Raw genomic sequence first — 23,439 nt, 5'->3', positions numbered from 1 at the left:
CTGGCGTGGTGGTCGATAGCGCATCTTATCCTGTCGTACTTTTCGCCGCTTCTTCCTTGGCGTGATGGGGGAAACGGTCCATGCGCGACAGCACGGGGAACAGCACGGCCCACAGTCCCGTCACGGCCAGGGTGGCGGCGCCGCCGAACAGCACGGCGCGCACCAGGCCGAACCAGCCGGCCGTCAGGCCCGACTCAAATTCGCCCAGCTCGTTCGAGGCACCGATAAACACGGAATTGACGGCGCTGACACGGCCCCGTATCTCGTCGGGCGTCTCGAACTGCACCAGCAGGTGGCGGATATACACGCTGACCATGTCGCCAGCGCCCATCAGGAATAGCGCGACCAGGGCTACCGCGACATGGCTGGTGGCGCCCAGGGCCAGCGTGCCCAGGCCAAACACGGCCACGCCGCCAAACATCCAGGCTCCCACCCGGCGCGTGATCGGGAAAAAGGCCAGCGCGATCGAACAGGCGGCCGCGCCCACGCCGGGCGCCGTGCGCAGCAAGCCCAAGCCGCTGGGGCCGGTATGCAGCACATCGTGGGCCAGCGCCGGCAGCAGGGCGGTGGCGCCGCCGAACAGCACGGCAAACAGGTCCAGCGAAATGGCGCCCAGCACGATCGGTTTGGACCAGACGAAGCGCAAGCCTTCAAGCAAGGTGTGCCAGCTGACGGGCGCGCGTTTGACCACTTGCGGCGCCGGCGTGGTGGCGCGCATCAGCAGCACCGATAACACCAGCAGCGAGGCGGCCACCAGATACACGACCTTGGGGCCGAAGTAATACAGCAGGCCGCCCAGGATGGGGCCAAGGATGATGGCCACATGCGAACTCGACGAGCTGAGCGCGACGGCGCGGCTGAAGCTTTCGGTGGGCACCATATTGACCAGTACGGCTTGCGTGGCCGGCATCATGAAGGCGCGCGCGCTGCCAAACAGCACCAGCACGGCGAATACGGGCCAGACGGCGCTCATGCCGCTGACCGTAAAGGCCAGCAACGCGAGTGCGCAAGCCAGTTGTGCCGTCAGGCACCAGGCGATGATATTGCGGCGGTTGTAGCGGTCGGCCGCGTGGCCGGCCGGCAGGATCAGCACCAGGAAGGGAGCGAACTGCGCCAGGCCGATCAAGCCCAGGTCGAACAGGCTGCCCGTCAGCTGGTACACCTGCCAGCCGATGGCCACGCTTTGCATTTGCACGGCCAGGGTGCCCAGCACGCGGGCCGACAGGTAGAAAGAGAAATTGCGGTGGCGCAGGACACTGAAACCGTTGCCGGGCGAAGCGAGGGACATGAACACTTTCCAGAGAGCAGCGGGTGTCGATAGAGGCAGCGGGCGGCGCCCGCAGCGCCTTCCCGCTGCATGGAGGGTGTTATTTGGCCAGGTCGGCCTCGGTGGTAAACGCGTCTGCGTAGAACTCGTCTTCCGGCAACTGGCATTGCTGCACGAAATCGTGGCGCGCAGCCTCGACCATCACGGGCGCGCCGCAGGCATATACCTGGTGGCCGGACAGGTCGGGCAGGTCGGCCATCACGGCCTGGTGCACGAAGCCCGTGCGGCCTTGCCACCGGTCTTCTTCTTGCGCGTTGGAAATCACGGGCACATAGCTAAACTGCGGCAACTCAAGCGCCCACTGGCGGCACAGCGCATCCATATACAGGTCTTGCGGGCGGCGTCCGCCCCAGTACAAGGTTACCGGGCGTGCCGACTGTGTGTGGATCATGTGCTCGACAATCGCCTTCAATGGCGCAAAGCCTGTACCAGAAGCGAGCAGCACCACCGGCTTGTCGCTATCGTCACGCAGGAAAAAGGTGCCCATCGGGCCTTCGAAGCGCAGGATGTCGCGCTCTTTCAGGGTGCTGAACACCTGGTCGGTGAACAGGCCACCCGGCAGGTGGCGGATGTGCAAGGTCACGGGGCCGCCGTCCTGCGGCGCATTGGCCATGCTGTAGCTACGGCGCTTGCCGTCGCGCAGCATGAACTCGATATACTGCCCGGCGCGGTAGTTGAGGCGCTCGGCCGCTGGCAATTGCAGCGTCAGCACGACCACGTCGGGTGCGACTTTTTCAATGGTCGTCACGCGCGAAGGCATTTTCTTGATCGGATAATCGCTGCTGCCAGCCACCACTCGCGCTTCGATGACGAGGTCGGCGCCGGTAGTGGCGCAGCAGAACAGCGAGTAGCCGGCTGCCGCTTCGTCCGGCGTCAGTGCGCGTTCCTGGTGCGCCTTATGCTGTACGCTGCCAGACACGACCTTGCCCTTGCAGGAGCCGCAAGCGCCATTTTTACAGCCATATGGCAAGCCCACGCCGGCGCGGATCGCCGCCGCCAGCACGGTTTCGTCCGCTTCGCAGCTGAATTGCTGGCCGCTGGGCTGAACAGTCACTTGAAAAGTCATACAATCCTTGAGATGAAAAACATATTAATTCAACCATTGCACAAGCCGCTGGGCCTGCCGCGCCTGCTCATTCTTGGCTGCGGCGATGTCGGCATGCGGCTGCTACCCTTGCTGTGCGCGCGTTTTCGCGTGTTTGCCGTCACCAGCCAGCCGGCGCGCTGTGCCGAGCTGCGTGCGGCTGGCGCCGTACCCATCGTGGCCAATCTCGATGAGCGTGCCAGCCTGCGGCGGCTGGCGGGGCTGGCGCCGTGGATCGTGCACCTGGCGCCACCCCAGCCGACAGGGCTGCTGGACCGGCGCACGCGTAATCTGGCCGCCATTTTACCTGAGCACGCGCGCCTGGTATATGTCAGCACCAGCGGCGTGTATGGCGATTGCGGCGGTGCAAAGGTGGTTGAAACGCGGCCAGCGGCACCGCAAAATACCCGTGCGCATCGCCGGGTGGATGCGGAAACCGTCTTGCGCGCCTGGGGCGTGCGCCGTGCCGGCACGGTGGCCATCCTGCGCGTGCCCGGTATTTATGCCGATGACCGGCTGCCGCTCAAACGCTTGCGCGAGGGCACGCCGGCGCTGGCGCCGCAAGACGATGTGTATACCAACCACATCCATGCAGACGACCTGGCGCGCATCATAGCGCGGGCCCTGTGGCGCGCCAGGCCGGGCCGCCTGTATCACGCCAGCGATGACAGTCAATTGAAGATGGGCGAGTATTTTGACCTGGTCGCCGATGCCTTCGGCTTGCCGCATCCGCCGCGTTTGCCGCGTACCGAGTTGCGGCAAGTGGTCACGCCGATGCTGCTGTCGTTCATGTCCGAGTCGCGCCGCATGGACAATGCCCGCATCAAGCGTGAACTGGGCGTGCGCCTGCGCTACCAGCGTGTGAGTGACGCACTGGCGGTGTTGTCAGACAGGAATCCCGCCATCAGTTAAAATGCCCGGTTATTTCCGTACTTTTTAGCGGCCACAAGGCGCAATACGCCTTGTGGCCGCACGCTATTTACCGAGGATGATTGCATGACTACCCTGACTTACGAAGAATACCTGGACGAGGTCACTACCGTCCTGACCGAGTTGTATGACCTTGAAGACGAGGCTGCCATCAAGCTGGTGGTCGCGGCCCAGGATGCGGAATTTTTCGTTGCGCACGATGATCACGCCGAGATGCGTACGCTGGAGCAGGCGAAGAAGGATGCCGTCACCTTGTACGAGCATAAGCAGAACCGCCAGCAAACCCAGACAAAGCAGCAACAGCGCTTGCGCCAGCAAAAGAAGAAGTAAGGAGGCGGCCATCCCGCTGCCACCTGCACCGTATTTGCCGGGCAGGCGGCTACGTCACTATTGATATGGCGCAAACGCGCTCTGGCGTTGTGGCGATATTGTGAGTATCCGGTTTGGTAGCGTCTTGCAGGTCAGCTTGCTTGATAAGTTGGTTTTTACAGTACTTGTGAAGCAGTTTTTTCATTTATTGACCGCTTTGTGTATCACGTTGGTGGTAGCGCTACCAATCGTGCGGTCCAGCCGTGCAAAATGAGGCTTGCAGGCGATTACGGCATGTAACGTTAGTTTGCAATGTTCATCTGTTGGCAAGGTGGGCGGCAGATGATTTTGATATTGTTTTTATCATTTTTGACCTGCAGGAGCATGCGATGCATTCCATGACTCGTCCCAGCAAGGAGCAGGTCCGCGCCTATATGCGGCGCCGTGAAAATGCCCGTAAAGCCCCGCCGGCGCCCGAGGAAATACGTCGCCAGCTGGCTAGCAGCGGGTGTGATATTTCGCCGGCCAGCATGGCCGCGCAAGGCTGGCAGCTCTCCGCTGACCTCGCCCAACTTGGTTCCCTGATGGCCATCGCCTGGCTGATGGACAGCGGAATTGCTCTCCGAAAAAATTGATGGCCTGCAGCAAACTTTTTCAAATTGAGTTATCCTCTAGCACATCAAAAGTGCATCAAATCTATTCAATTATCACAAATTTGCTTTAAGTTAAGCAAAAATCAACAATAACGTGTATTATGTGGCCTGCAAACTAAAAACCGCATAACCGATGGCGTTTTTTAGTGTGTCCCATAGGATTTATTGCAAAGTAGTCATATAAACATATTTTATTTTAGTCATACTACAAGTTCGGATTTTTGATCATGTCTCTCAAACAAATTACTTCTTTGCCTACCTACAACCCAAACCGCGTTCTCGACGCTATCATTGACAAGCTGCAGCTGAAAAATGATGCCGCCCTGTCGCGCGCGCTGGAAGTTGCGCCACCCGTCATCAGCAAGATTCGTCATAACACCTTGCCGATCGGCGCCACGATCCTGATACGCATGCATGAAATCAGCGACTTCAGCATCCGTGAATTGCGTGAATTGATGGCTGCCTGATTGACGGCTTTGTAGCTGACGTTGCTTCAATGTGCTGCCTCAGCGCGGTAGACAGACGGCAACGTGAGAGGTGCCGCCTGGTTTTATCCGGCTTGCCGCGTGCGGCAGCCCACACTCAATCCATGCTCATATGGTATCGAGAGGACGTTTGCATAGCCGATCTGGCTATCAGGATGATGGATCCTGGCTGATGGCAATCGATGGCCGGTCGACATAGAAACGGCTGACTTGTCCCTCTGGCAAGGATGATTTGACTACCGCTGCGGCGAGCAAGCCCGGTGCGCTGGAAAACGCCGTTGGCGCCGCCCCCGAGAAAGCAGTCTTTGCCGGGGTTGCCATGCCTGAGTAAGCCGTCTTTACCTGGGTTGCCCCTGAAAAAGCGGCCTGAATCGCCATGCCTGAATAAGCTGTCTTGACAGCTGCACCCGAAAAAGCGGCCTGGATGGCCATGCCTGAAAATGCCGTTTGCACAGCCGCGCCTGAAAACGCCGTTTCCGTGCGTTCGTAAGTTTCCCCGAATGTCAGTTCATACAATTGTTTCATGCGCTCGCCGACGCGGTGATGTGCCGCTTCGTCGTCTTCGCCGCGCAGGCCGATGTACGGGAAGTGATGCAGGAAATAGCCGAATACCTGCTCGCAGTCGGCAGCATATTTCAGCGTATCAAGAATATGGTAGTGCCAGAAGGTGTCCACATCCATCAACGGCGCCGTTTCTTCCTGGGGGAACTGCTTCATCAGGATCAGGAAGCGGCGGTACTCGAATTCCACTGCATTCGCCTTTTCCAGGCTCCAGCCCTCTCCGGATTCCCGGTGCATCAGTTTGACCTTGATCGCATCCAAATTCAACTCTGCAATTGCCTTGAAACTGTCGTTCGTATCCATGAATATCCTTTGATAAAAGAAATGTAACTGGAAAGACTGTACAGCTGATGTGGAAAAGACTGTTCTAGTGGGGGCAACTCCTGTCAGGGTGAAAAGATTGTTCTGCGTCAATATTGCATTGAATTAAGAAATAAGCAAGCATTGCATGATGCTAGTTTCAGTCTGCTGAGCCAGCGTCAGGCGCTGATATCCGCTTCCTCCCGCTGCGAGTAGGCCGAGGCGTCTGCCGCCAGTGGCACGCTGACATGCACGCGCATGCCGGCGCCGGGGCTGCTCTCGATGAAAAACGTGCCACCCAGGAGGCTGATGCGTTCCTCGATACCGACCAGGCCAAATGAGCCCTGCTTGTTGCGTCCGTCGATGGCGGCACCCACGCCATTGTCGCTGACGGTCATCGATACGCTATCGCGGCATCTTTCCAGCTTGACTTGTACCAGGCTGGCTTGCGCGTGCTGGGAAATATTGCTGAGCGACTCTTGCAAGATACGAAACAGGGCGGTCGCGCACTGGTCGCTGAGCGAGATATCGTCGTGGCTTTCGATGACTTCGCAGGCAATGCCGGTGCGCACGCGGAACTGCGCCACCTGCCATTCTACCGCCGCGTTCACGCCCAGGTCGAGCACGGTCGGGCGCAAGTCGTTGATGATCTGGCGCACGCTCTTGATGGTGGCGTCGATCTGGCCCAGGGTGGCGCGGGCGCGTGCATTCAGGCGCGGATGATGTTGTGCCGTGCGCGAAGCGAGCATGTCGGCATCGATGCGCAGCACCAGCAGGTTTTGCCCCAGGTCATCGTGGATTTCACGCGCGATGCGCTTGCGTTCCTCTTCCTTGATCTGGTCTGCGTGGGCCGCCAGCCGGCGCAATTTCTGATTCGACGATTGCAGGCGCAGCTGGCTGGCGCGCAATTCCTGCGTCATGCCGGTGGCCATCTGGATCGCCCGCCGGCGCGACGATGACAAGGTGTGGAATAGTGTGTACAACAACATGCTGCCGCAAAAACCGGCCAGCAACGCCAGCCAGGGCAGGTAGGCGTCGAAGCTGGTATAGAGGTCACTCTTGCGTACACTGAACAGGGCTTGCCATACGCGGCCGTTGTAATCGATCAGCATGGTGCTGCTCAGGTATTTACCTGACTGCGCCGGCTGCCACCAGGGCGCGTGCAAGCCTGCCGCCGTACTGTCGTAGAGGGGACGCATCTGGTGCGGCACATCGAGTGGCTGCCGGGTTTGCGCGCCGACGTCGAACAGGGTCAGGCGCACATTGCGCACCGCCATGTCGTTCAGTACGCTGCCGACCATCAGCGCCAGGTCGAAACCGATGCCGACCGAACCTTCATAGGCGGCGCGGCGCTGCTGTACGGTATCGAGTGGCATGCCGTTACGGTAGATAGGCAGGCGCAGTGCCATGCCGGTCAGTTGTGGCCGGTTCGGCATCGGTACGGGCATGCCGGAATTGCTCATCTGGCCAGAATCGCGCGACTGCGCCAGCACATCGCTGATGGGCGGCCGTACTGCAATGTCGTAGCCATATTTTTCCGGGGCGCTGGAGATCGGTTCGATATACACGATCACGGAATAGTGCGCGCGTGACCCCGGTGGATCGATGGCGAAAGCGGGATAGCCATCGCGTCCGGCCGGATAGTCGCGCCGCATCGCCGCTTCGAACCCAGGGCGCTGCGCTGCGTTGATTTCCCGCGTGTAATTTAGGTTCATTACGCCAGGGAAATTGCGCTGCAAATCCATATTGCTCACGTAGCGGTGGAAGTCTTCCCGGCTGACATGGTCGCTGGCCTGGAACAGGCTGGCTGCACCGCGCAGCAAATCGCTATACGACTTCACCTTTGCATCGATATCTTGCCGGGTATTGCGCGTCAGATTCTTGAACAGTTCGTTGGCATCGTTTTCGATCGATAGCGAAGCGCCCATGTAGAACAGCAGACCAACCAGCATGGACATGACACCGCCGAGCACCCAGAGTGGTCTTTTTTCTGGCATTGGCTGTTTCTCGCCGGTTGTAGCAGACATTGCAATCCGCATCAAAAAGAGGAATCGGGTGCTGCCGCAGGAGTGCTCCCAGCGGCTTGCACAAGCGCTATCGAAATTGCAAATTACGCAATAGGTGCTTACTATACAAAACTAGTCACATTGTAGTCAATAGGCAAGATTCTCCCAGAAAAATCTTGTTGCTGAAATGAAAAAAGCCCCCGGATTGCATGGCAATCCGGGGGCTGGTTCACTGCAGGCAGCGCTTACTTGGCTGGTTGCCAGCTGTCTTTCAGCGTGACGATACGGTTGAACACGGGTTTGCCTGGCTGGCTGTCCACGCGGTCGGCCGCGAAGTAGCCATGGCGTTCAAACTGGAAACGCTGTTCCGGCAAGGCCAGTTCCGCACCCGGCTCCAGCCAGGCTTGCACCACATCCTTGGCCAGTGGATTGAGCAGTTGCTTGAAGTCCTTGCCGCCTGCGTCCGGTTGCGGATCGGTGAACAAACGGTCGTACAGGCGTACTTCGGCAGCAATCGCCGTCGGCGCGCTGACCCAGTGCATATTGCCCTTGACCTTGTAATTGGCGCTGCCTTCGGTACCCGACTTGCTGTCCGGGAAATAGTTGCAATGCACGGCGATGACCTTGCCGTCCGCATCTTTCTCGAAGCCCGTGCACTCGATCACATAACCGTAGCGCAGGCGCACGCGGCTGCCCGGCTTGTCGTCGATAGGCGGGTACAGACGGAAATAGCCCTTGTTCGGCACTTCCATGAAGTCGTCTTCCTCGATCCATAGTTCGCGCGAAATCGGGAAGGTGCGCAGGCCGCGTTCCGGGAAGTGCGGGTGCACGGGCGCCGTGCATTCCACGCTTTCGCCTTCAGGGAAGTTGTCGATGATCAGTTTCAACGGGCGCAGCACGGCCACCGTACGCGGTGCTTTCGGATCCAGGTCTTCGCGCAGACAGCCTTCGAGCACGCTGTAGTCGATCCAGCCGTCGGACTTGGTCACGCCCGTGCGCTCGCACATCAACTGGATCGCTTCCGGCGTGTAGCCGCGGCGGCGCATGCCCACCAGGGTCGGCATGCGCGGGTCGTCCCAGCCGTCGACGATCTTTTCTTCCACCAGCTGGCGCAGCTTGCGCTTGCTGGTGACGATGTAGGTCAGATTCAGACGCGAGAATTCAAACTGGTGCGGCACCGGTTGCTGGAAGAAGCCGCCCGCCGACAGGGTTTCCAGCAGCCAATCGTAGAATGGGCGGTGATCCTGGAATTCCAGGGTGCAGACCGAATGGGTGATGTTTTCCAGCGCATCCGAAATCGGGTGCGTGTAGTCATACATCGGGTAGATGCACCAGGCGTCGCCCGTGCGGTGGTGGTGCGCATGGCGGATGCGGTAGATGGCAGGGTCGCGCAAGTTCATGTTCGGCGAGCTCATCGCGTCTTCGCTGACTTTTGCGCGCAGAATGTGCTCGCCATCCTTGAACTGGCCCGCCTTCATGGCGCGGAACAGGGCTAGCGATTCCTCGCGCGGACGGTCGCGGAATGGCGAATTCTTGCCGGCCTGGCCGAAATTGCCGCGGTTGGCGGCCATCTCTTCGGCGCTCTGGCTATCGACATAGGCGTAGCCGGCCGTGATCAGGTATTCAGCCATCGCATATAACTGGTCGAAGTAATCGCTGGCGTAGTGCAGATTGCTGACACCGCCGGCCGCTTCCCAGTCAAAGCCCAGCCATTTCACGCTGTCCATGATGGTGTCGACGTATTCCTGCTCTTCCTTGGCCGGATTGGTGTCGTCGAAGCGCAGATTGCACTGGCCGGCGTAATCACGTGCCAGGCCGAAATTGACGCAGATCGATTTGGCGTGGCCCACGTGCAGATAACCGTTTGGTTCTGGCGGGAAACGCGTGATCACCTGGGGCAGGCCGGGACGCACGTGGGTGCCGGCGGCCAGGTCGGCTTCGATGATGTTACGCAAAAAATTGGGTGCCAGCGCCGGTGCGGCGGCAGCGCTACTATGTTTATCGTTGCTCATTGATCAATGCGGAAGAGTGACAGTAAAGAGCATTTTACCGTACCGCAAGCGTCTTCCCGCTGTCAATTTGCCCTCAAATGTCTTGATTCAGTGTCATCCCAGCGACGCCGCGGCCGTTCTATAGGATAATTCGCCTTTATATCAGCAGAAAATCATCTCCCCGGAGCCTCCCATGGAAAATTTATACAACGTCCTCGGTGTCGCCCCCAATGCCAGCGATGATGAAATCAAGAAAATCTATCGTTCGCTGGCGATGCGTTTTCACCCCGACCGCAACCAGGCTCCCGGCGCCGAGGCGCGCTTCAAGAGCGTGACCAAGGCGTATGAAATCCTGGCCGATCCGGTCAAGCGCGCCGAATATGACCAAAGCGTCAACCACCGCATCATCATCGATGCCGATGCGGAAGCCTATGCCCTGTGGTGCGGGGTGTTCCGCCTGCATGGCACCTCACTGCCGGCCGACTAAGTTCTTTTAGCTGCCGCTGCGGTGGCCCGACATGATTTGAAAAACAACAACGGTGCTTTTTGAGCACTGCGCATCACATTGGAAAGCACAACATGAGAAGAGTACACCCTGAATTCGCGTACCAGTCGCGCGAGCTGGAAGGCCAGATCGAAGGCATTCTGGGCGATCCGCCCAATCGCAAGAACTACAAGAGCATGGTTGACGCGCTGGTGGGCGAATACGCCAGCGGCGGCGGCATCGAAGACGTGAACATGCTGGCTTTCGCGCTGGTCGACCACATCACGTTCAGCGACCCGAAAGGCTTGCTGGCCGAGAGCGAAGACTACGAGTTCGGCGACCCGGCCCGCGTCTTTGCCATGGCCTCCTGCGCTGCGCCGGAAGCGGCGAAAATGTATGCTGCCATCGAAGACAGCTTCCCCGACCTGGCGCGCCAGGCCATCATCACGGCATTCCTGCACAAAAATCCACGCCTGTGGGACGATGACGACCAGTCGCTGGATCAATTGGCCGCCAATGACGATGGCGATGATGAGCACGACGAAGACCAGGCTACCGACGATTTCGCCCAGATGTTTGACCAGGATGGAGATGACCATGGCCGATAATGAAGATAAAAAAAGCAACCTTCCCGCGCTGACGAAACAAGTCACGGAATTGGTGTTGTCCGGTTCGCTGGGCCACGCCGAGCAGGCGTTTGCCGATGCGGCGGACCAGTACGGCGACCTGGCCGTGGTGGAGGTGTTGAGCTCGATTCCGCCGCAAGTGACGGCCTTGCACCTGGCCGGTTTCGACGGCGGCAAGATGTCGCTGGCCACCTTGCTGGTGCCGCCCAAGGCCTGGGCTGACAGCCTGGCCTTCATCGCCGCCACCTGGAGCGACGACCAGATCGAGGATGACCCGGAACGCATCGCCGAAGCGCTGTTCGCCCACATCCACGGCGTGGTGTTTTCTACCGATGACGCCGAGCGCCGCCGCGAATTGCTGCTCGAAGCGTCGGCTACCGACTGGGGCGCCACCGCGTTTGCCATTCTGTTCTCGATGGCGCCCAAGGAAATCCTCGAAGTGGCTGGCGAAATCGTCATCAAGGGACCGTATGTGACGGGCGTGACGTCGTCCGACAACGACATCGTGCCGCTGGCGATCGAACTGGCGCAAGCCAATGAAGACGGCTGGGACCGCTCGCTGTTCGAACTGTTCCCCGATTTCCGCCACAGCGCCGACCTGGCCGACGCCGAATATTCGGACGACCCGGACGAAGAGCCGACGATGTTGCAGCGTAGCACCAAGGAATTGCTGTACCGCCTGCGCAAGCAAGTGCCGAGCACGCGCAGCGCACCGCGCGCCAGCGCCCGCCGCAGCCTGGGCACCGGTATCTTCTCTTGATGAAAGCAGGGAAACACTAATGCTGCCAGCAATTGTTGTAGAGAATCTTCCGCGCCTGATACGCGCCATCAAGCTCTTGCCGACCGATCCGCGTGCCGATGCGGCGCTGAACCTGGCCGACGAGTTGACGGGCATCACGGCCATGGTGGCCGAGAAGTTCACCAATGAACGCACGGCCGACGGCATCCAGAAGGCCTTGTACCTGACGGTGGGCGGCGTTTCGCTGGGCCTGGAACATGCCTTGCATCACGAAGGCGACCAGGCCGCGCTGGACTTTTTGGTCGAACATGGCGCCGAGCATGCTTTCCAGGTGGGCTTTCGCCTGATCAAGGAATTGTCGCAATTGCCCGAAGATGCACTGGTGGGCGAGTATGACCAGGATCCCGTCTACATGGCGCGGCGCCTGCGCGAGCTGTTCATCGATATTTGCCAGGCCGACCCGAACCAGAACTGGGCCGGCTATGAAAAGTATGCGTTGCAGTTGCAGCAGCGCAAGGAAGTGCAAGCCGTGGTGCGCCTGGCCAGCTGGCTGCGCCGCCACCACGACAACGGTCCCGTCAGCGACAGCGACCTGAATGCCGAAGGCGTGATTGCGCTGGCCATCATCTTCGCCATCGAAGGGGGAGGGCGCATCATTGCGCGCACGGGGCAAAAGGAGTTCGAGCGTTTCGTGCGTTCGGTGCGCAAGAACAAGCCCGACTTCGAAGAAGGCTGGGCTGCCTTGCTGGCCAAGGTACCGGCACAGCACCATCCGGTGCTGGAAGACCGGATTGCATCGTATCGCCGCAGCTGCACCGTGGTGCAGAAAATCCGCACGCGGGCCAGCATGAAAAGCCTGTTCGAAGACCTGGAAAACTATGCCGGGTCGGAGCTGGACGCGGATTACTCGTAATTGTTGTTGTCCACCAGGGCCGGCTTTGCCGGCCTTTTTTCTTCTTGCGCCGCTGCTTCAGCCAGCTTCACGAATGCCGTCACCAGCGGCGACGTCTCGTCTTCCCGTAAAGCCAGGAACAGGCTGGTGGTCGCCTGCGGGTCGGCAATCGGGCGGTAGCACACGCCGTCCATGCGGATGCGGTCGAACGAGGCGGGCAGCACGGAAATGCCGCAACCGGCCGCCACCAGACCGATGATGGTCGACGCTTCGCCCGCCTCCTGGGTAATGCGCGGAATAAAACCGGCCGCCCGGCACAGGCGAAAAATCCGTATATAAATCCCCGTTCCCGCATTTTTCGGATACATGACGAACGCTTCGCCGGCCAGGTCGGCCACCGCCACCTCTTTTTGGGCTGCCAGCGGGTGGTGCACGGGCAGCACCAGCAGCAGAGGATCTTGCCGTAGTTCCGTCAGTTGTATGGCGTCAGGAAATGTCGTTTCGGGTGTGCGCACGAAACCCAGGTCCAGGGTGCGGGCGGCGATCGCTTCAAGCTGATGCAGGGTGGCGATCTCGTGCAGGGTCAGGCTGACATGCGGAAACTGCTGGCGGTAGCGGTTGATGACGGTCGCAAAATACGGCGTGAACGGCGTCGAAAAGGTAAAGCCGATGCGTAACTCTCCCGCTTCCCCGCGCTGGGCGCGCTGCGCCGTGATGGCGGCCTGTTCCGACAGCGCCAGGATGCGGCGCGCATCGTCCAGAAATAAACGGCCCGCTTCCGTCAGCCGTACCGAACGTTTATTTCGCTCCAGCAATTGCGCACCCAGTTCCGCTTCCAGCGCCTGGATTTGCTGGCTCAGCGGCGGCTGGCCGATATGCAGGCGCTCGGCCGCACGCGTGAAATGCAACTCTTCGGCGACGGCGACGAAGTAACGCAGGTGGCGCAATTCCATATCCAGTAATCTTTTTTAAGTATGAGTTGGGCCTTAAATATATATTGGACGATATGAGTTGACAATCTTATGATGAAAAATCGCTTTTACCGAACACGGCCATGTCTGATTTATCGCTCGCCCTTGCTGCACCTTCTGCCCCTGCCATCGCCAAGGGTACGCCTGAATTCACGCGCACCAACCGCGCCCTGTTCTTTGGCGGCTTTTCCACGTTTAGCTTGCTGTATTGCATACAGCCGCTGTTTCCCTTGCTGTCGCACCAGTTTCACCTGAGCCCGGCGCAAAGCAGCTGGTCATTATCGGTATCGAGCGGCTTGCTGGCCATCTCGCTGGTGCTGTTCAGCGCCGTGTCGGACCGTATCGGCCGCAAATCGCTGATGGTGTTTTCCATGATCAGCGCCGCCGTGCTGACGGTGCTGTCCGCGTTTGCCCAGGACTTTACACAGTTGCTGGCCATCCGCGCCGTACTGGGTATTGCGCTGGGCGGCATGCCGGCCGTGGCCATGGCCTATCTGGGCGAGGAAATCGATCCGCCATCGCTGGGACTGTCGATGGGCTTGTATATAGCCGGCAGCGCGTTTGGCGGCATGTCCGGCCGCTTGATCGCTGCCGTGCTCAGCGATTTCCTGTCGTGGCGCTGGGCGCTGGCTACCCTGGGCGTGGCCGGCTTGCTGGCCGGTATTGAATTCTGGCGCAGCTTGCCCGCCTCGAAAAACTTTACAGCCAGTACCAAAGGCTGGAATGCCTTGCCGCATGCGGTGCGCCAGCACTTTTCAGACCAGGGCTTGCCCTGGTTATTTATCCTGGCGTTCTTGCTGATGGGCTGTTTTGTCAGCCTGTATAACTACATCGGCTACCGTTTGCTGGCCGCGCCGTTTGGCTTGCGTCAAAGCACGATAGGTTTGCTGGCCTTTTTATATCTGATCGGTATTTTCAGCTCCGTCTGGGCTGGCCGCCTGGTCGATAGGCTGGGCCGGCGCGGCGTGCTGTGGATCATGCTGTCGGTGATGTTGTCCGGCATCTTGTTGACCCTGTTCAATTCGCTGGTGATGATTGTGGCCGGCATGGCGCTGGCCACCTTCGGCTTTTTTGCTACACACTCGATTGCCAGCAGTTGGGTCAGCCGCCGCGCCCGCGCTCCGCAAGCGCTGGCCTCGTCCTTTTACCTGCTGTTCTATTACCTCGGTTCCAGCCTGATCGGTTCGGCCTCCGGCATGATGTGGGGCTTCGATGGCTGGACCGGCGTGATCATCATGCTGGGACTGTGTTTGGGCGGCGGCCTGCTGATCGCCTTGCGGCTGCGCCATTTGCAGCCCTTGGGGGCAAGCGCGGCGGTGGCATAACGCCGATCTTGTAGATTCTCATGCCCTTTGCCGTGTCTGTACCGATCGGGTGGTACTACCGCAAGCGCGCCGGGGAACCTCCAGTGGGCTTGCCTGTCCAACAACAGACAACCCATAGCACAAGGAGGCTTCTCATGATGCAAGTGAGCGAAGTGGCACGGCGCTTTGGCGCCATCGAACAAGCGATAGGCCAGGCGGCAAAAATGTGCGGCAGCGCGCAAGCCATGCCGATGGACTTGAAGGATTGCATGGACCAGCTGGAGCAGCAAAAGAGTGCGGTGCGCCGGGCCATCGATACGCATGATGATGCGCGCATCCGCCAGGCGGTCGATCAACTGGAATCGCTGGGCGACCGCGCCAAGCGGGCCTGTGGCGCGGCCACCCAGCTGACGCCCGAAATGAAGCAGGCGGTGCTGAAGGTGCATGATGAACTATCGGATTTGAAGCATCAGCTGCACTGATTTCACATCTGCCGGAACAGGTGGGCATACAGGGGACTGACCCGCAATTGCGCCGGATGCTGGCGCAGGGTCAGCGATAGCTTGCCCATGTCATCGCGCACGGCAGTGGCGATGGCGCTGGCGTTGACGATGGTGCCGCGGTGGATTTGCCAGAATTGCTGCGGGTCCAGTTGCGGCAAGAGTTCTTTCAGGCTGGTGCGTATCAGCGCCTCGCCATCGTGGCACACCACGTTGATGTATTTGTCCAGCGCTTCGAAATACACCACGTCGGCGACGGGGATCATGCGCACGCTGTTGCCGACTGCCGCCCGTATCATCTGCAAACGCGGCGCAGGCGGCGTCATCGCTTGTAACTGCGTCAGCAAGCGGGCCAGGTTATCGTCTGCTGGCGGGGCGGCCTGCGTGTTGACTGTGCCTGCGTTCAGGCGCTGGCGCAAGCGTTCCACCGTCTTGCCCAAGCGTGCATCGTTGACAGGTTTCAAGACGTAGTCGGCGGCGGCGTGCTCAAAGGCGCTCAAGGCATATTCGTCATAGGCGGTGACGAATACGATGTGCGGGAACGGACGCGTTTCCGGCCATTGCTCGGCCATTTCCTCGGCCGCTTCCAGCCCCGTCTTGCCCGGCATTTTGATGTCGAGAAAGAGTATGTCCGGTAACAGGGCCAAGCCTTGCTGCAGCGCTTCCACGCCATTCGCGCAGGTGGCGACGATTTCCAGCTCTGGCCACAGCCGCCGCAAGGCGTGGGTGAGGGCGGCGGCCAGTATCGGTTCGTCTTCGGCGATCAGGGCGCGGATGGGGCGGGTAGTATGTTCGCTCATGATGGGATGCTCATTGTAGTCGATTGCAGGGGAAGAATCAGGCTGGCGATGACGCCGCCTTGTGGCTGGGCATTCAGTGATAGGCTGGCCGCGTCGCCATGCATGACTTGCAGCCGTTCGCGGATATTCGATACGCCGAGTTGCGTGCCCTTGGTCTGGCCCGGATGGTCTAACCCCAGGCCATCGTCGCGCACCGTCAGGATCAGCCGCGCCCCATCGGTGCTGGCCTCGACTGTGATGTGGCCGCCTTCGATCTTCGGTTCCAGCCCGTGCTGGATAGCGTTTTCCACCAGCGGCTGCAGCAGCATCGGCGGTACTTTTGTCTCGCGCAGGGAGTCGGGCAATTGCAAGGTATAAGCCAGGCGCGCACCCATGCGTATCGCCATCAGGCCCAGGTAAGCATCCATCAGCGCAAACTCCTGGCCCAGGGTGGTGGTGTCGGCGCGCGAGGAACTGAGGGTGGCGCGCAAGTATTGAATCAGCTGCTCGAGCAGCAATTGCGCCTTGTCCGTGTCAAAGCTGATCAAGCCCTGCAGGTTGGCCAGGGTATTGAACAGCATATGTGGTTCGATCTGCGCCTGCAGCAGTTGCAGCTGGGTCTGCATGGCTTGTCGCGCCACCGATTCGGCTCGCGCTTTTTCCTCGGCCGCCGCCGCTTCCAGGCGGGCGATTTTTTCGCGGTTGGCAAAGAACAGCACGGCGCCACCGCCACCGATCAGGGTAAAGGTCAGGGTGCTGATGATTCTGGTGGGTAACAGGCTGGCGATGCTATCGACAGATACGCCAGTCAGCCAGCTGAACAGTTTCAATCCGGCCACTTGCCCCAGCGGTGCGACTACCAGCATCAGGCCGATCATATACCAGAGTTTGTGCTTGCGCTGCTCGTTCAACAAGGTCAGTCGCAGTCCGTTAAACAGCAGATAGATGATGCTGCCGATGCACATCGAGGCGATAAAGTTGAGTTTGATGTCACTGCCCGGATCAAGACCGTAAGTGATCACGATGGTAAAGATAATGCTGATGACCAGCGCATAGCGGACGCCGTACAGCATTTGATACCAGCGCGTTTTTTTCTTGTGGGTAGCAGGCAGAGCGGAATGCATGGTGCAACCTTTAATTGACGATATGGCTATCCTCGGCCGTCCTGCTCACGCGGTCAAGCCTGTTGCGACGAAACCGGCTGTGCGCGGCGCGAATCGTGGTGGCATGGCGGGATGGCTGCGAGCTGGACTTTACTTTTATCTGCGCCGGCGCGATAGTCTGGTTTTCGACACATACCTGACTGGTGGAATCCCATGTGGCCTTATCCACGCACCCTGGCGCACCGCGGCGGCGGCACGCTGGCACCTGAAAACACGCTCGCCGCCTTGCGCTGCGGCCTGGCCTATGGCTACCGCGCCGTGGAATTCGACGTCATGCTGGCGCGCGATGGTCTGCCCGTCGTGGTGCATGACCCGGAGCTGGGCCGCACCGTGGCCGGTACTGGCCATATCAACGATTACACGGCGGCGCAACTGGGCAAGATGGAAGCGGGCGCCTGGTTCGGCCCCCAGTTTGTCGGCGAAGGCGTGCCGACCTTCGAGGCTGTGGTGGCCTACTGCAAGGCGCAGCGCATCTGGATGAATATCGAGATCAAGCCAGCGCCCGGTTTTGAGGTACAGACGGGAGCCATGGTGGCGGGCGCCACGCGTGACTATTTTGCGGCCGAGATTGCTGCCGGAGCACTCTTGCCCTTGCTATCGTCGTTCAGCATCGAAGCTTTACAGGCGGCCCGCCAGGCCGCGCCCGAACTGGCGCGTGGCTGGCTGGTGGAAGAGATTCCTGATGATTGGGTGCAACAGGCGAGGGAACTGGGCGTGGTCGCCCTGCATTGCAACCACAAGCTACTGACGCCGGCCTTGGCACAGGCGGTCAAGGCCGAAGGATTGGGCTTGTTCTGCTACACCGTCAACACGCCCGAACGGGCCAGCGAATTGCTGGCCTGGGGCGTGGACGGCTTTTGTACGGATCGTATTGATCTGATTAAAACGTCACTCGCAACCCCACCGTCAAGTTACGCCCAGTCAACGGCGCCGCGTTCTTGATAAACGAGGTGTTGCTGAACGCCAGCTGATTCGTCAGGTTGTTGGCCTTGATGTAGAACTGGGCAGGCGTGGTGCCGATGCGGGTATCGTAGTTGGCGCTCAGGTTCAGCATATTGTAGCCCGGCGTTTCCGTCTCGAAGGCCGCCACCTTGTCTTGCTTGTTGACCCTGTAGAACTCGGCCAAGCCGCTCCATGCCTGCCAGTTGGCATCGAACCGCACGCCAAAACGCTGCGCCGGAATGCGCGGCAGATTATTGTTACCCGCGCCGCCACCATCGGCCAGTCTGGCCCTTACGGTGTCGCCGAACAGGCTGGCGCCGAACATCGGGTTGATCTGCTGGCGGATTTGCCCTTCGAAGCCGGTAAACGTGGCGTCGCGCTGGGTGTACTGGATCAGCTGGAAACCTTCATGGCTATCCAGGGTCGAGCCAAAGATGTAGTTGTCGATCTTGTTGCGGTAAGCGCTGGCCGAGAAGGTGGTGGCGCCCGCGTATTTGCGCAAAGTCAAGTCGATATTGTTCGACGTTTCCTTGTTCAAGTCCTGGTTGCCCAGTTCATAGGTTGCCGTGGCCATGTGCACGCCGTGCGCATACAGTTCTTCGGCGCTGGGCAGGCGGTGCGTGCGCGACAGGGTGGAACCCAGCGAATACTGCGGCGCGAATTTCCACACGGCGCCCAGCGAGACCGAGGTGCCCTTGGCGCTGCGGTCTTGCAGAGTGGGACTATCGACGGCGATGTCTTGCCACTCGTGGCGCAGGCCCGCTTCGAAACGCCATTGGTCCAGCTTGTATTCCTCGATCAGGAAAGCGGCGTGTTTTTTTGTGATGGTCGGCGCCACATACGCTTCTTCGCCGAGGGCAGAGAAATCGCGTTTCGATGTTTGCAATCCCACCACGCCGCGCCAGCCCAAGACTGGATGGTGTTCCATTTCCAGCCGCGCATCGTGCGCCTTGTTCTTGAAGGTGGTGGCCACTTCCGTGCCTTCGATTTCATCATGCTGGTAATCGGTGAACGAAGCGCGCAGGCGCAGCTTGGCAAAGCCGGGCACGGGATCGCGCAATTCGCCGCGCACATCCCAGCGCTGGCTTTTCAGCTTGACGTAGGGCACGTCGCCGCTTTCGTCGTGATCGTGCTCCTCTTCATCGCCATGATTGTGGCCTTCGTGGCTTTCATGGCCGCCGCAATGCAGATGCGTGCCGTGCGGATGGCAGCTTTCAAATTCGTGGTTGTGGCCAGGCAAGCCATATTCGGCGTGCTGGCTGGTAAAAGCCAGGCCCAGGAAACCGCGCTCACCCACCCACGATACACCGACGCTGCCTGTGTCTGTCCGGTTATAGCTGCCGGGCACGGTGGAGCCGCCTTCCCAGTCGCTGCCGACCTTGTAGGCGCTGGCGTTGCGTTTTACGCCTTCCGCGTGTACGGCGATATTGCCCGAGCCGCCGGTGACTTCAAACGCGCCCGCTTTTTCGCGCGCAGCCGAATTGGCGCGCACTTCCGCACTGCCTTCATAGCCCTTGACCGGCACGCGGGTGGGGATTTTCTTGTCGATCACATTGACCACGCCACCGACGGCGCCACCGCCATAGGCCAGCGCCGAGGGGCCGCGCAGCACTTCGATCTGTTCCGACAGCATCGGTTCCGCCGCCACCGCATGGTCGGGGCTGATGGTCGAGGCGTCCTGCACTTCGGCGCCATCCGACAGGATTTTCACGCGTGGGCCATCCATGCCGCGGATGATGGGGCGGCTGGCGCCGGCGCCGAAATGGCTGGAGGTAATGCCGGGCTGGCCGGCCAGGGTTTCACCCAAGGTTGCTTCGCGTGCACGTACCAGTGCTTCGCCTTCGAGCACGGTCACTGGCGTACTCATGTCATCGCTGCCCAAGGCCAGGGCGCTGGCCGAGACGGTCACGGCGGGCAGGGCAGGAGCTTGTTGCGCCCATACGCTGGCGGGAGCAGCAAAGGCGAGCGTCAGGGCCAGGGCGAGCGGGGTAGGTCGGTGCAGGTGCTTGGTAACGGTCATGGGGCTGGGATTCCTTTATCTATAACGGTGTTTTCAAGTAATGGCTGGCGTTTCAGAAAATATCGGGCGTGCCATAAAATGATAATGATAACGCATTATCATTACTGGGTGGTGAATTTTGCATGCAGTAAAGATAAAGAGTCGCCGACGTGGTGCTGAAGTAGAGGGGGTGGATGGTGTATTCTGTGGGCTATGGAACGCACAACACGTCAAAAAACCGCTATACAAGCCGCCATCGAGTCGGCACAACGCCCCTTGTCGGCGCAAGAGATACTCGAACAGGCCAGTCTGCAAGTGACGCAGCTGGGCATCGCTACCGTCTATCGCAACCTGAAATCGCTGGTGCTGGAAGACAAGGTGCAAGTGGTGACCTTGCCCGGTGAAAACCCGCGTTATGAATCGAACGCGGTGGCCAATCACCATCATCATCATTTCCAGTGCACCCAGTGCCAGCGCGTGTTCGACGTGCATGATTGCCCTGGCGACTTGAAACGGATGGCGCCGCAAGGTTTTGTGGTCGAGCACCACGAGCTGACCTTGTATGGCCGCTGTGCCGACTGCAATACCGGCGCCAGTGCCGTGCTTGCGACAGCGGCGGCACCGCACGAGTGCAGCCACGCCGACCCTGCCTGACGGCCTGCATCCTTGCCTGTCCCTTAATTCCGGGCACCCATATCACGTATAATCAAGCCTTTAAAGCTGCCGCCACCTTTTGCCAATAAAACATGAAATCATCTGAAATCCGCGACAAGTTCCTCAAATTTTTCGAGTCCAAGGGCCATTCCATCGTCCGCTCCAGCTCCCTGGTGCCAGGCAATGATCCGACCTTGCTGTTGACGAACAGCGGCATGGTGCAATTCAAGGACGTGTTTACGGGCACCGACAGCCGTCCGTACACGCGCGCCACTTCCGTGCAGCGCTGCGTGCGCGCCGGCGGCAAGCACAACGACCTGGAAAACGTCGGCTACACGGCGCGCCACCACACTTTCTTTGAAATGCTGGGCAACTTCAGCTTCGGCGACTATTTCAAGCGCGATGCGATTCATTACGCCTGGGAACTGCTGACCAAGGTATACGGCTTGCCCGCCGATAAGCTGACCGTCACCGTGTATATCGAAGATGACGAAGCGTATGACATCTGGGCCAAGGAAATCGGCGTACCAACCGAACGCATCATCCGCATTGGCGATAACAAGGGTGCGCGCTACGCCTCGGACAATTTTTGGCAAATGGCTGACACGGGCCCATGCGGTCCTTGCACGGAAATCTTCTACGACCACGGCGCCGACATTCCAGGCGGCCCACCGGGCTCGCCTGACGAAGACGGCGACCGTTTCATTGAAATCTGGAATCTGGTGTTCATGCAATTCAACCGCGACGAAGCGGGCGTGATGCACAAGCTGCCCAAGCCTTGCGTCGACACCGGCATGGGCATGGAGCGCCTGGCGGCCGTGCTGCAGCACGTACATTCGAACTATGAAATCGACCTGTTCCAGCATTTGATCAAGGCTGCTGCGCGCGAAACGGGCGCCACGGACCTGGAAAACAAGTCGCTGCGCGTGATCGCCGACCATATCCGTTCGGCTGCCTTCATGATCGTCGATGGTGTCATTCCTGGCAGCGAAGGCCGCGCCTACGTCTTGCGCCGCATCATCCGCCGCGCACTGCGCCACGGCCACAAGCTGGGCCAGACCAAGCCTTTCTTCTACAAGCTGGTGGCCGACCTGGCCATCGAAATGGGCGGCGCTTACCCAGAGCTGGAAGAAGCGAAACACAATGTGGCGCAAATGCTGAAAGCCGAAGAAGAGCGTTTCGGTGAAACCCTGGAAACCGGCATGAAAGTGCTGGAAGCGCAATTGGCCAAGGATGGCTCGGGCATCGATGGCGCCACCGCCTTCACCCTGTACGAAACCTATGGCTTCCCGCCAGACTTGACGGCCGACATTTGCCGCGAACGCGACATCACGTTTGACCAGGCCGGTTACGATGCTGCCCTGAAAGAAAGCCAGGAACTGTCGCGCAAGGGCGGCAAGACGCATAAAGACAGCAAGGTGGAATACGCAGGCGAGAAAAACAAATTCGTCGGCTACGATCAACTGAGCTTCAACAGCAAAGTGGTGGCCCTGTACGCCGCCGGTACGCCAGTTCAGGAACTGAAAGCGGGCGACGCCGGCATCGTGGTGCTGGACACCACGCCGTTCTACGCGGAATCGGGCGGCCAGGTGGGCGACCAGGGTGTGATTTCGTCCGGCGCGGGCGTGTTTACCGTCAGCGACACCCTGAAAATCCAGGCCGACGTGTTTGGCCACCACGGCGTGCTGGCTAGCGGTAGCCTGAAAGTGGGCGATGCCGTGGCCGCTGAAGTGGACCAGGCCAAGCGTGGCCGCACCATCCGCAACCACTCGGCCACACACTTGATGCACAAGGCCTTGCGCGAAGTGCTGGGTAGCCATGTGGCGCAAAAAGGCTCGCTGGTCGATCCCGATAAAACCCGTTTCGACTTTAGCCACAATGCGCCGATGACGGTCGATCAGATCGCTGCCGTGGAGACCATCGTCAATAAAGAGATCCTGGAAAACCACGCAACGCAATCGCACCACATGTCGTTCGATGACGCCGTCAAGCATGGCGCGATGGCCCTGTTCGGCGAGAAATACGGCGATGAAGTGCGCGTACTCGACATCGGCAGCTCGAAAGAGCTGTGCGGCGGCGTCCACGTGCAGCGCACGGGCGATATTGGCCTGTTCAAGATCATCGCTGAAAGCGGCGTTGCCGCCGGCATCCGCCGCGTGGAAGCCGTGACGGGTGAAGGCGCGCTGGCGCTGGTGCAAACCATCAACCGCCGCCTGCTCGACGCCGCCAACGCCTTGAAAACGCCGCCGGAAGAGCTGACTGCCCGCATCGGCCAGGTGCAAGACCACGTCAAGGCGCTGGAGAAAGAACTGGCCGCGCTGAAATCGAAACTGGCGTCTGGCCAGGGCGATGAGCTGGTCACGCAAGCGGTCGATGTGAACGGTATCAAGGTGCTCGCCGCCACCCTGGACGGCGCCGATGTAGCCCGTTTGCGCGAAACCATGGACAAGCTGAAAGACAAGCTGAAAACGGCTGCCATCGTGCTGGCCAGCGTCAATGACGGCAAGGTCAGCCTGATCGCCGGCGTGACGGCAGACGCCACTTCCAGGGTCAAGGCAGGCGAGCTGGTGAACTTCGTTGCACAACAAGTGGGCGGAAAAGGCGGCGGACGCCCTGATATGGCGCAAGCTGGTGGCACTGATCCGAGCGGTTTGTCAACTGCCCTGGCAGGTGTCCCTGCCTGGGTTGCTGAACGCGCAAAATAAGGCTATCTACGTTGAAAGCCAGCAGGCATGCGGGG

The 23,439-nt window shown here is 59.9% G+C and carries 22 protein-coding genes; 13 read left to right on the top strand and 9 right to left on the bottom strand.

The window, feature by feature from the left end; all coding sequences use genetic code 11:
• Positions 1–25 precede the first annotated feature (25 nt).
• Together HDE75_RS17785 and HDE75_RS17780 are read right to left on the bottom strand one after the other, a co-directional pair.
• Positions 26–1,288, bottom strand: coding sequence for an MFS transporter (locus HDE75_RS17785; RefSeq protein ID WP_183678641.1), 1,263 nt, complete (start codon positions 1,286–1,288; stop codon positions 26–28).
• Positions 1,289–1,367: 79 nt separating this feature from the next.
• Entirely contained in the window at positions 1,368–2,393 is a 1,026-nt protein-coding gene (locus HDE75_RS17780) for a CDP-6-deoxy-delta-3,4-glucoseen reductase (RefSeq protein WP_183678640.1), read from the bottom strand.
• Positions 2,394–2,405: 12 nt separating this feature from the next.
• On the opposite strand from HDE75_RS17780, the gene HDE75_RS17775 reads away from it, so the two are divergent.
• The 4 genes from HDE75_RS17775 to HDE75_RS17760 all read left to right on the top strand — a co-directional run bounded on the left by HDE75_RS17775 (position 2,406) and on the right by HDE75_RS17760 (position 4,770).
• Positions 2,406–3,323 carry an SDR family oxidoreductase gene (locus HDE75_RS17775; protein WP_183678638.1) on the top strand — a complete coding sequence of 306 codons (918 nt, stop codon included), beginning with the start codon at positions 2,406–2,408 and terminating at the stop codon, positions 3,321–3,323.
• Positions 3,324–3,407: 84 nt separating this feature from the next.
• Positions 3,408–3,671: a hypothetical protein gene (locus HDE75_RS17770; protein WP_183678636.1), complete on the top strand. Its 264-nt coding sequence runs from the start codon at positions 3,408–3,410 to the stop codon at positions 3,669–3,671.
• Positions 3,672–4,039: 368 nt separating this feature from the next.
• Positions 4,040–4,285 (top strand): hypothetical protein, encoded by a 246-nt coding sequence (locus tag HDE75_RS17765; RefSeq protein WP_183678634.1) that lies wholly within the window; start codon positions 4,040–4,042, stop codon positions 4,283–4,285.
• A gap of 245 nt (positions 4,286–4,530) precedes the next feature.
• Positions 4,531–4,770 (top strand): hypothetical protein, encoded by a 240-nt coding sequence (locus HDE75_RS17760; RefSeq protein WP_029496207.1) that lies wholly within the window; start codon positions 4,531–4,533, stop codon positions 4,768–4,770.
• Positions 4,771–4,938: 168 nt separating this feature from the next.
• Here the strand turns inward: HDE75_RS17760 and HDE75_RS17755 are convergent, their stop codons facing one another.
• The 3 genes from HDE75_RS17755 to HDE75_RS17745 form a co-directional block, all read right to left on the bottom strand.
• Entirely contained in the window at positions 4,939–5,763 is an 825-nt protein-coding gene (locus tag HDE75_RS17755; protein ID WP_311735129.1) for a glycine-rich domain-containing protein, read from the bottom strand.
• A gap of 65 nt (positions 5,764–5,828) precedes the next feature.
• Positions 5,829–7,607: a CHASE domain-containing protein gene (locus HDE75_RS17750; protein WP_260174165.1), complete on the bottom strand. Its 1,779-nt coding sequence runs from the start codon at positions 7,605–7,607 to the stop codon at positions 5,829–5,831.
• A 293-nt stretch (positions 7,608–7,900) separates the two neighbouring features.
• Positions 7,901–9,667, bottom strand: a complete 1,767-nt coding sequence (locus HDE75_RS17745; RefSeq protein WP_183678632.1) for a glutamine--tRNA ligase/YqeY domain fusion protein — start codon at positions 9,665–9,667, stop codon at positions 7,901–7,903.
• Between the two features lie 172 nt (positions 9,668–9,839).
• Between HDE75_RS17745 and HDE75_RS17740 the strand changes: the two genes are divergently transcribed.
• From HDE75_RS17740 to HDE75_RS17725, 4 genes are all read left to right on the top strand, one after another.
• Entirely contained in the window at positions 9,840–10,133 is a 294-nt protein-coding gene (locus HDE75_RS17740; protein WP_183678630.1) for a DnaJ domain-containing protein, read from the top strand.
• A gap of 92 nt (positions 10,134–10,225) precedes the next feature.
• Positions 10,226–10,738, top strand: a complete 513-nt coding sequence (locus tag HDE75_RS17735) for a hypothetical protein (protein ID WP_183678628.1) — start codon at positions 10,226–10,228, stop codon at positions 10,736–10,738.
• The gene (locus HDE75_RS17730; RefSeq protein WP_183678626.1) at positions 10,728–11,516 is read left to right on the top strand and encodes a hypothetical protein; all 789 of its coding nucleotides are present in this window, start codon (positions 10,728–10,730) and stop codon (positions 11,514–11,516) included. Before HDE75_RS17735 ends, HDE75_RS17730 begins: the two co-directional genes overlap by 11 nt.
• A gap of 19 nt (positions 11,517–11,535) precedes the next feature.
• The gene (locus HDE75_RS17725) at positions 11,536–12,408 is read left to right on the top strand and encodes a hypothetical protein (protein WP_183678625.1); all 873 of its coding nucleotides are present in this window, start codon (positions 11,536–11,538) and stop codon (positions 12,406–12,408) included.
• Here HDE75_RS17725 and HDE75_RS17720 read toward each other — a convergent pair.
• The gene (locus HDE75_RS17720; protein ID WP_183678623.1) at positions 12,399–13,340 is read right to left on the bottom strand and encodes a LysR family transcriptional regulator; all 942 of its coding nucleotides are present in this window, start codon (positions 13,338–13,340) and stop codon (positions 12,399–12,401) included. The genes HDE75_RS17725 and HDE75_RS17720 overlap by 10 nt on opposite strands.
• A 101-nt stretch (positions 13,341–13,441) precedes the next feature.
• Between HDE75_RS17720 and HDE75_RS17715 the strand changes: the two genes are divergently transcribed.
• Positions 13,442–14,683: an MFS transporter gene (locus HDE75_RS17715; protein ID WP_183678621.1), complete on the top strand. Its 1,242-nt coding sequence runs from the start codon at positions 13,442–13,444 to the stop codon at positions 14,681–14,683.
• A 134-nt stretch (positions 14,684–14,817) separates the two neighbouring features.
• Entirely contained in the window at positions 14,818–15,144 is a 327-nt protein-coding gene (locus tag HDE75_RS17710) for a hypothetical protein (protein WP_183678618.1), read from the top strand.
• Between the two features lie 2 nt (positions 15,145–15,146).
• Here HDE75_RS17710 and HDE75_RS17705 read toward each other — a convergent pair whose 3' ends face one another.
• Both HDE75_RS17705 and HDE75_RS17700 read right to left on the bottom strand, forming a co-directional pair.
• The gene (locus HDE75_RS17705; RefSeq protein WP_183678616.1) at positions 15,147–15,962 is read right to left on the bottom strand and encodes a LytR/AlgR family response regulator transcription factor; all 816 of its coding nucleotides are present in this window, start codon (positions 15,960–15,962) and stop codon (positions 15,147–15,149) included.
• Entirely contained in the window at positions 15,959–17,065 is a 1,107-nt protein-coding gene (locus HDE75_RS17700; protein ID WP_260174166.1) for a sensor histidine kinase, read from the bottom strand. Before HDE75_RS17700 ends, HDE75_RS17705 begins: the two co-directional genes overlap by 4 nt.
• A 192-nt stretch (positions 17,066–17,257) precedes the next feature.
• Here HDE75_RS17700 and ugpQ point away from each other — a divergent pair, with 192 nt between their 5' ends.
• Positions 17,258–18,046 carry a glycerophosphodiester phosphodiesterase gene (gene ugpQ, locus HDE75_RS17695; RefSeq protein WP_183678614.1) on the top strand — a complete coding sequence of 263 codons (789 nt, stop codon included), beginning with the start codon at positions 17,258–17,260 and terminating at the stop codon, positions 18,044–18,046.
• On the opposite strand, the gene HDE75_RS17690 is transcribed toward ugpQ, so the two are convergent.
• On the bottom strand, positions 17,985–20,066 hold the full coding sequence (locus tag HDE75_RS17690) for a TonB-dependent receptor domain-containing protein (protein ID WP_183678612.1): 2,082 nt from the start codon (positions 20,064–20,066) through the stop codon (positions 17,985–17,987). The two genes, ugpQ and HDE75_RS17690, sit on opposite strands and share 62 nt — an antisense overlap.
• 192 nt (positions 20,067–20,258) lie before the next feature.
• Between HDE75_RS17690 and HDE75_RS17685 the strand changes: the two genes are divergently transcribed.
• On the top strand, positions 20,259–20,699 hold the full coding sequence (locus HDE75_RS17685) for a Fur family transcriptional regulator (RefSeq protein ID WP_183678610.1): 441 nt from the start codon (positions 20,259–20,261) through the stop codon (positions 20,697–20,699).
• 92 nt (positions 20,700–20,791) lie between these two features.
• Positions 20,792–23,404, top strand: a complete 2,613-nt coding sequence (alaS, locus tag HDE75_RS17680; protein ID WP_183678608.1) for an alanine--tRNA ligase — start codon at positions 20,792–20,794, stop codon at positions 23,402–23,404.
• Positions 23,405–23,439 lie beyond the last annotated feature (35 nt).

The sequence above is a fragment of the Janthinobacterium silvisoli genome, from assembly GCF_014200725.1.
In the GTDB taxonomy this organism is placed as follows: domain Bacteria; phylum Pseudomonadota; class Gammaproteobacteria; order Burkholderiales; family Burkholderiaceae_D; genus Janthinobacterium.
This window is presented reverse-complemented; position numbering and strand designations above follow the sequence as displayed.

Bases quoted from the DNA above. Each gene is read 5' to 3' on its own strand.
- HDE75_RS17735 (WP_183678628.1), top strand. From the start codon at position 10,226: ATGAGAAGAGTACACCCTGAATTCGCGTACCAGTCGCGCGAGCTGGAA.
- HDE75_RS17740 (WP_183678630.1), top strand. From the start codon at position 9,840: ATGGAAAATTTATACAACGTCCTCGGTGTCGCCCCCAATGCCAGCGAT.
- HDE75_RS17715 (WP_183678621.1), top strand. From the start codon at position 13,442: ATGTCTGATTTATCGCTCGCCCTTGCTGCACCTTCTGCCCCTGCCATC.
- HDE75_RS17745 (WP_183678632.1), bottom strand. From the start codon at position 9,667: ATGAGCAACGATAAACATAGTAGCGCTGCCGCCGCACCGGCGCTGGCA.
- HDE75_RS17775 (WP_183678638.1), top strand. From the start codon at position 2,406: ATGAAAAACATATTAATTCAACCATTGCACAAGCCGCTGGGCCTGCCG.
- alaS (WP_183678608.1), top strand. From the start codon at position 20,792: ATGAAATCATCTGAAATCCGCGACAAGTTCCTCAAATTTTTCGAGTCC.
- HDE75_RS17785 (WP_183678641.1), bottom strand. From the start codon at position 1,288: ATGTCCCTCGCTTCGCCCGGCAACGGTTTCAGTGTCCTGCGCCACCGC.
- HDE75_RS17730 (WP_183678626.1), top strand. From the start codon at position 10,728: ATGGCCGATAATGAAGATAAAAAAAGCAACCTTCCCGCGCTGACGAAA.
- HDE75_RS17765 (WP_183678634.1), top strand. From the start codon at position 4,040: ATGCATTCCATGACTCGTCCCAGCAAGGAGCAGGTCCGCGCCTATATG.
- HDE75_RS17770 (WP_183678636.1), top strand. From the start codon at position 3,408: ATGACTACCCTGACTTACGAAGAATACCTGGACGAGGTCACTACCGTC.
- HDE75_RS17760 (WP_029496207.1), top strand. From the start codon at position 4,531: ATGTCTCTCAAACAAATTACTTCTTTGCCTACCTACAACCCAAACCGC.
- HDE75_RS17690 (WP_183678612.1), bottom strand. From the start codon at position 20,066: ATGACCGTTACCAAGCACCTGCACCGACCTACCCCGCTCGCCCTGGCC.
- ugpQ (WP_183678614.1), top strand. From the start codon at position 17,258: ATGTGGCCTTATCCACGCACCCTGGCGCACCGCGGCGGCGGCACGCTG.
- HDE75_RS17720 (WP_183678623.1), bottom strand. From the start codon at position 13,340: ATGGAATTGCGCCACCTGCGTTACTTCGTCGCCGTCGCCGAAGAGTTG.
- HDE75_RS17780 (WP_183678640.1), bottom strand. From the start codon at position 2,393: ATGACTTTTCAAGTGACTGTTCAGCCCAGCGGCCAGCAATTCAGCTGC.
- HDE75_RS17750 (WP_260174165.1), bottom strand. From the start codon at position 7,607: ATGTCCATGCTGGTTGGTCTGCTGTTCTACATGGGCGCTTCGCTATCG.
- HDE75_RS17705 (WP_183678616.1), bottom strand. From the start codon at position 15,962: ATGAGCGAACATACTACCCGCCCCATCCGCGCCCTGATCGCCGAAGAC.
- HDE75_RS17725 (WP_183678625.1), top strand. From the start codon at position 11,536: ATGCTGCCAGCAATTGTTGTAGAGAATCTTCCGCGCCTGATACGCGCC.
- HDE75_RS17710 (WP_183678618.1), top strand. From the start codon at position 14,818: ATGATGCAAGTGAGCGAAGTGGCACGGCGCTTTGGCGCCATCGAACAA.
- HDE75_RS17685 (WP_183678610.1), top strand. From the start codon at position 20,259: ATGGAACGCACAACACGTCAAAAAACCGCTATACAAGCCGCCATCGAG.
- HDE75_RS17700 (WP_260174166.1), bottom strand. From the start codon at position 17,065: ATGCATTCCGCTCTGCCTGCTACCCACAAGAAAAAAACGCGCTGGTAT.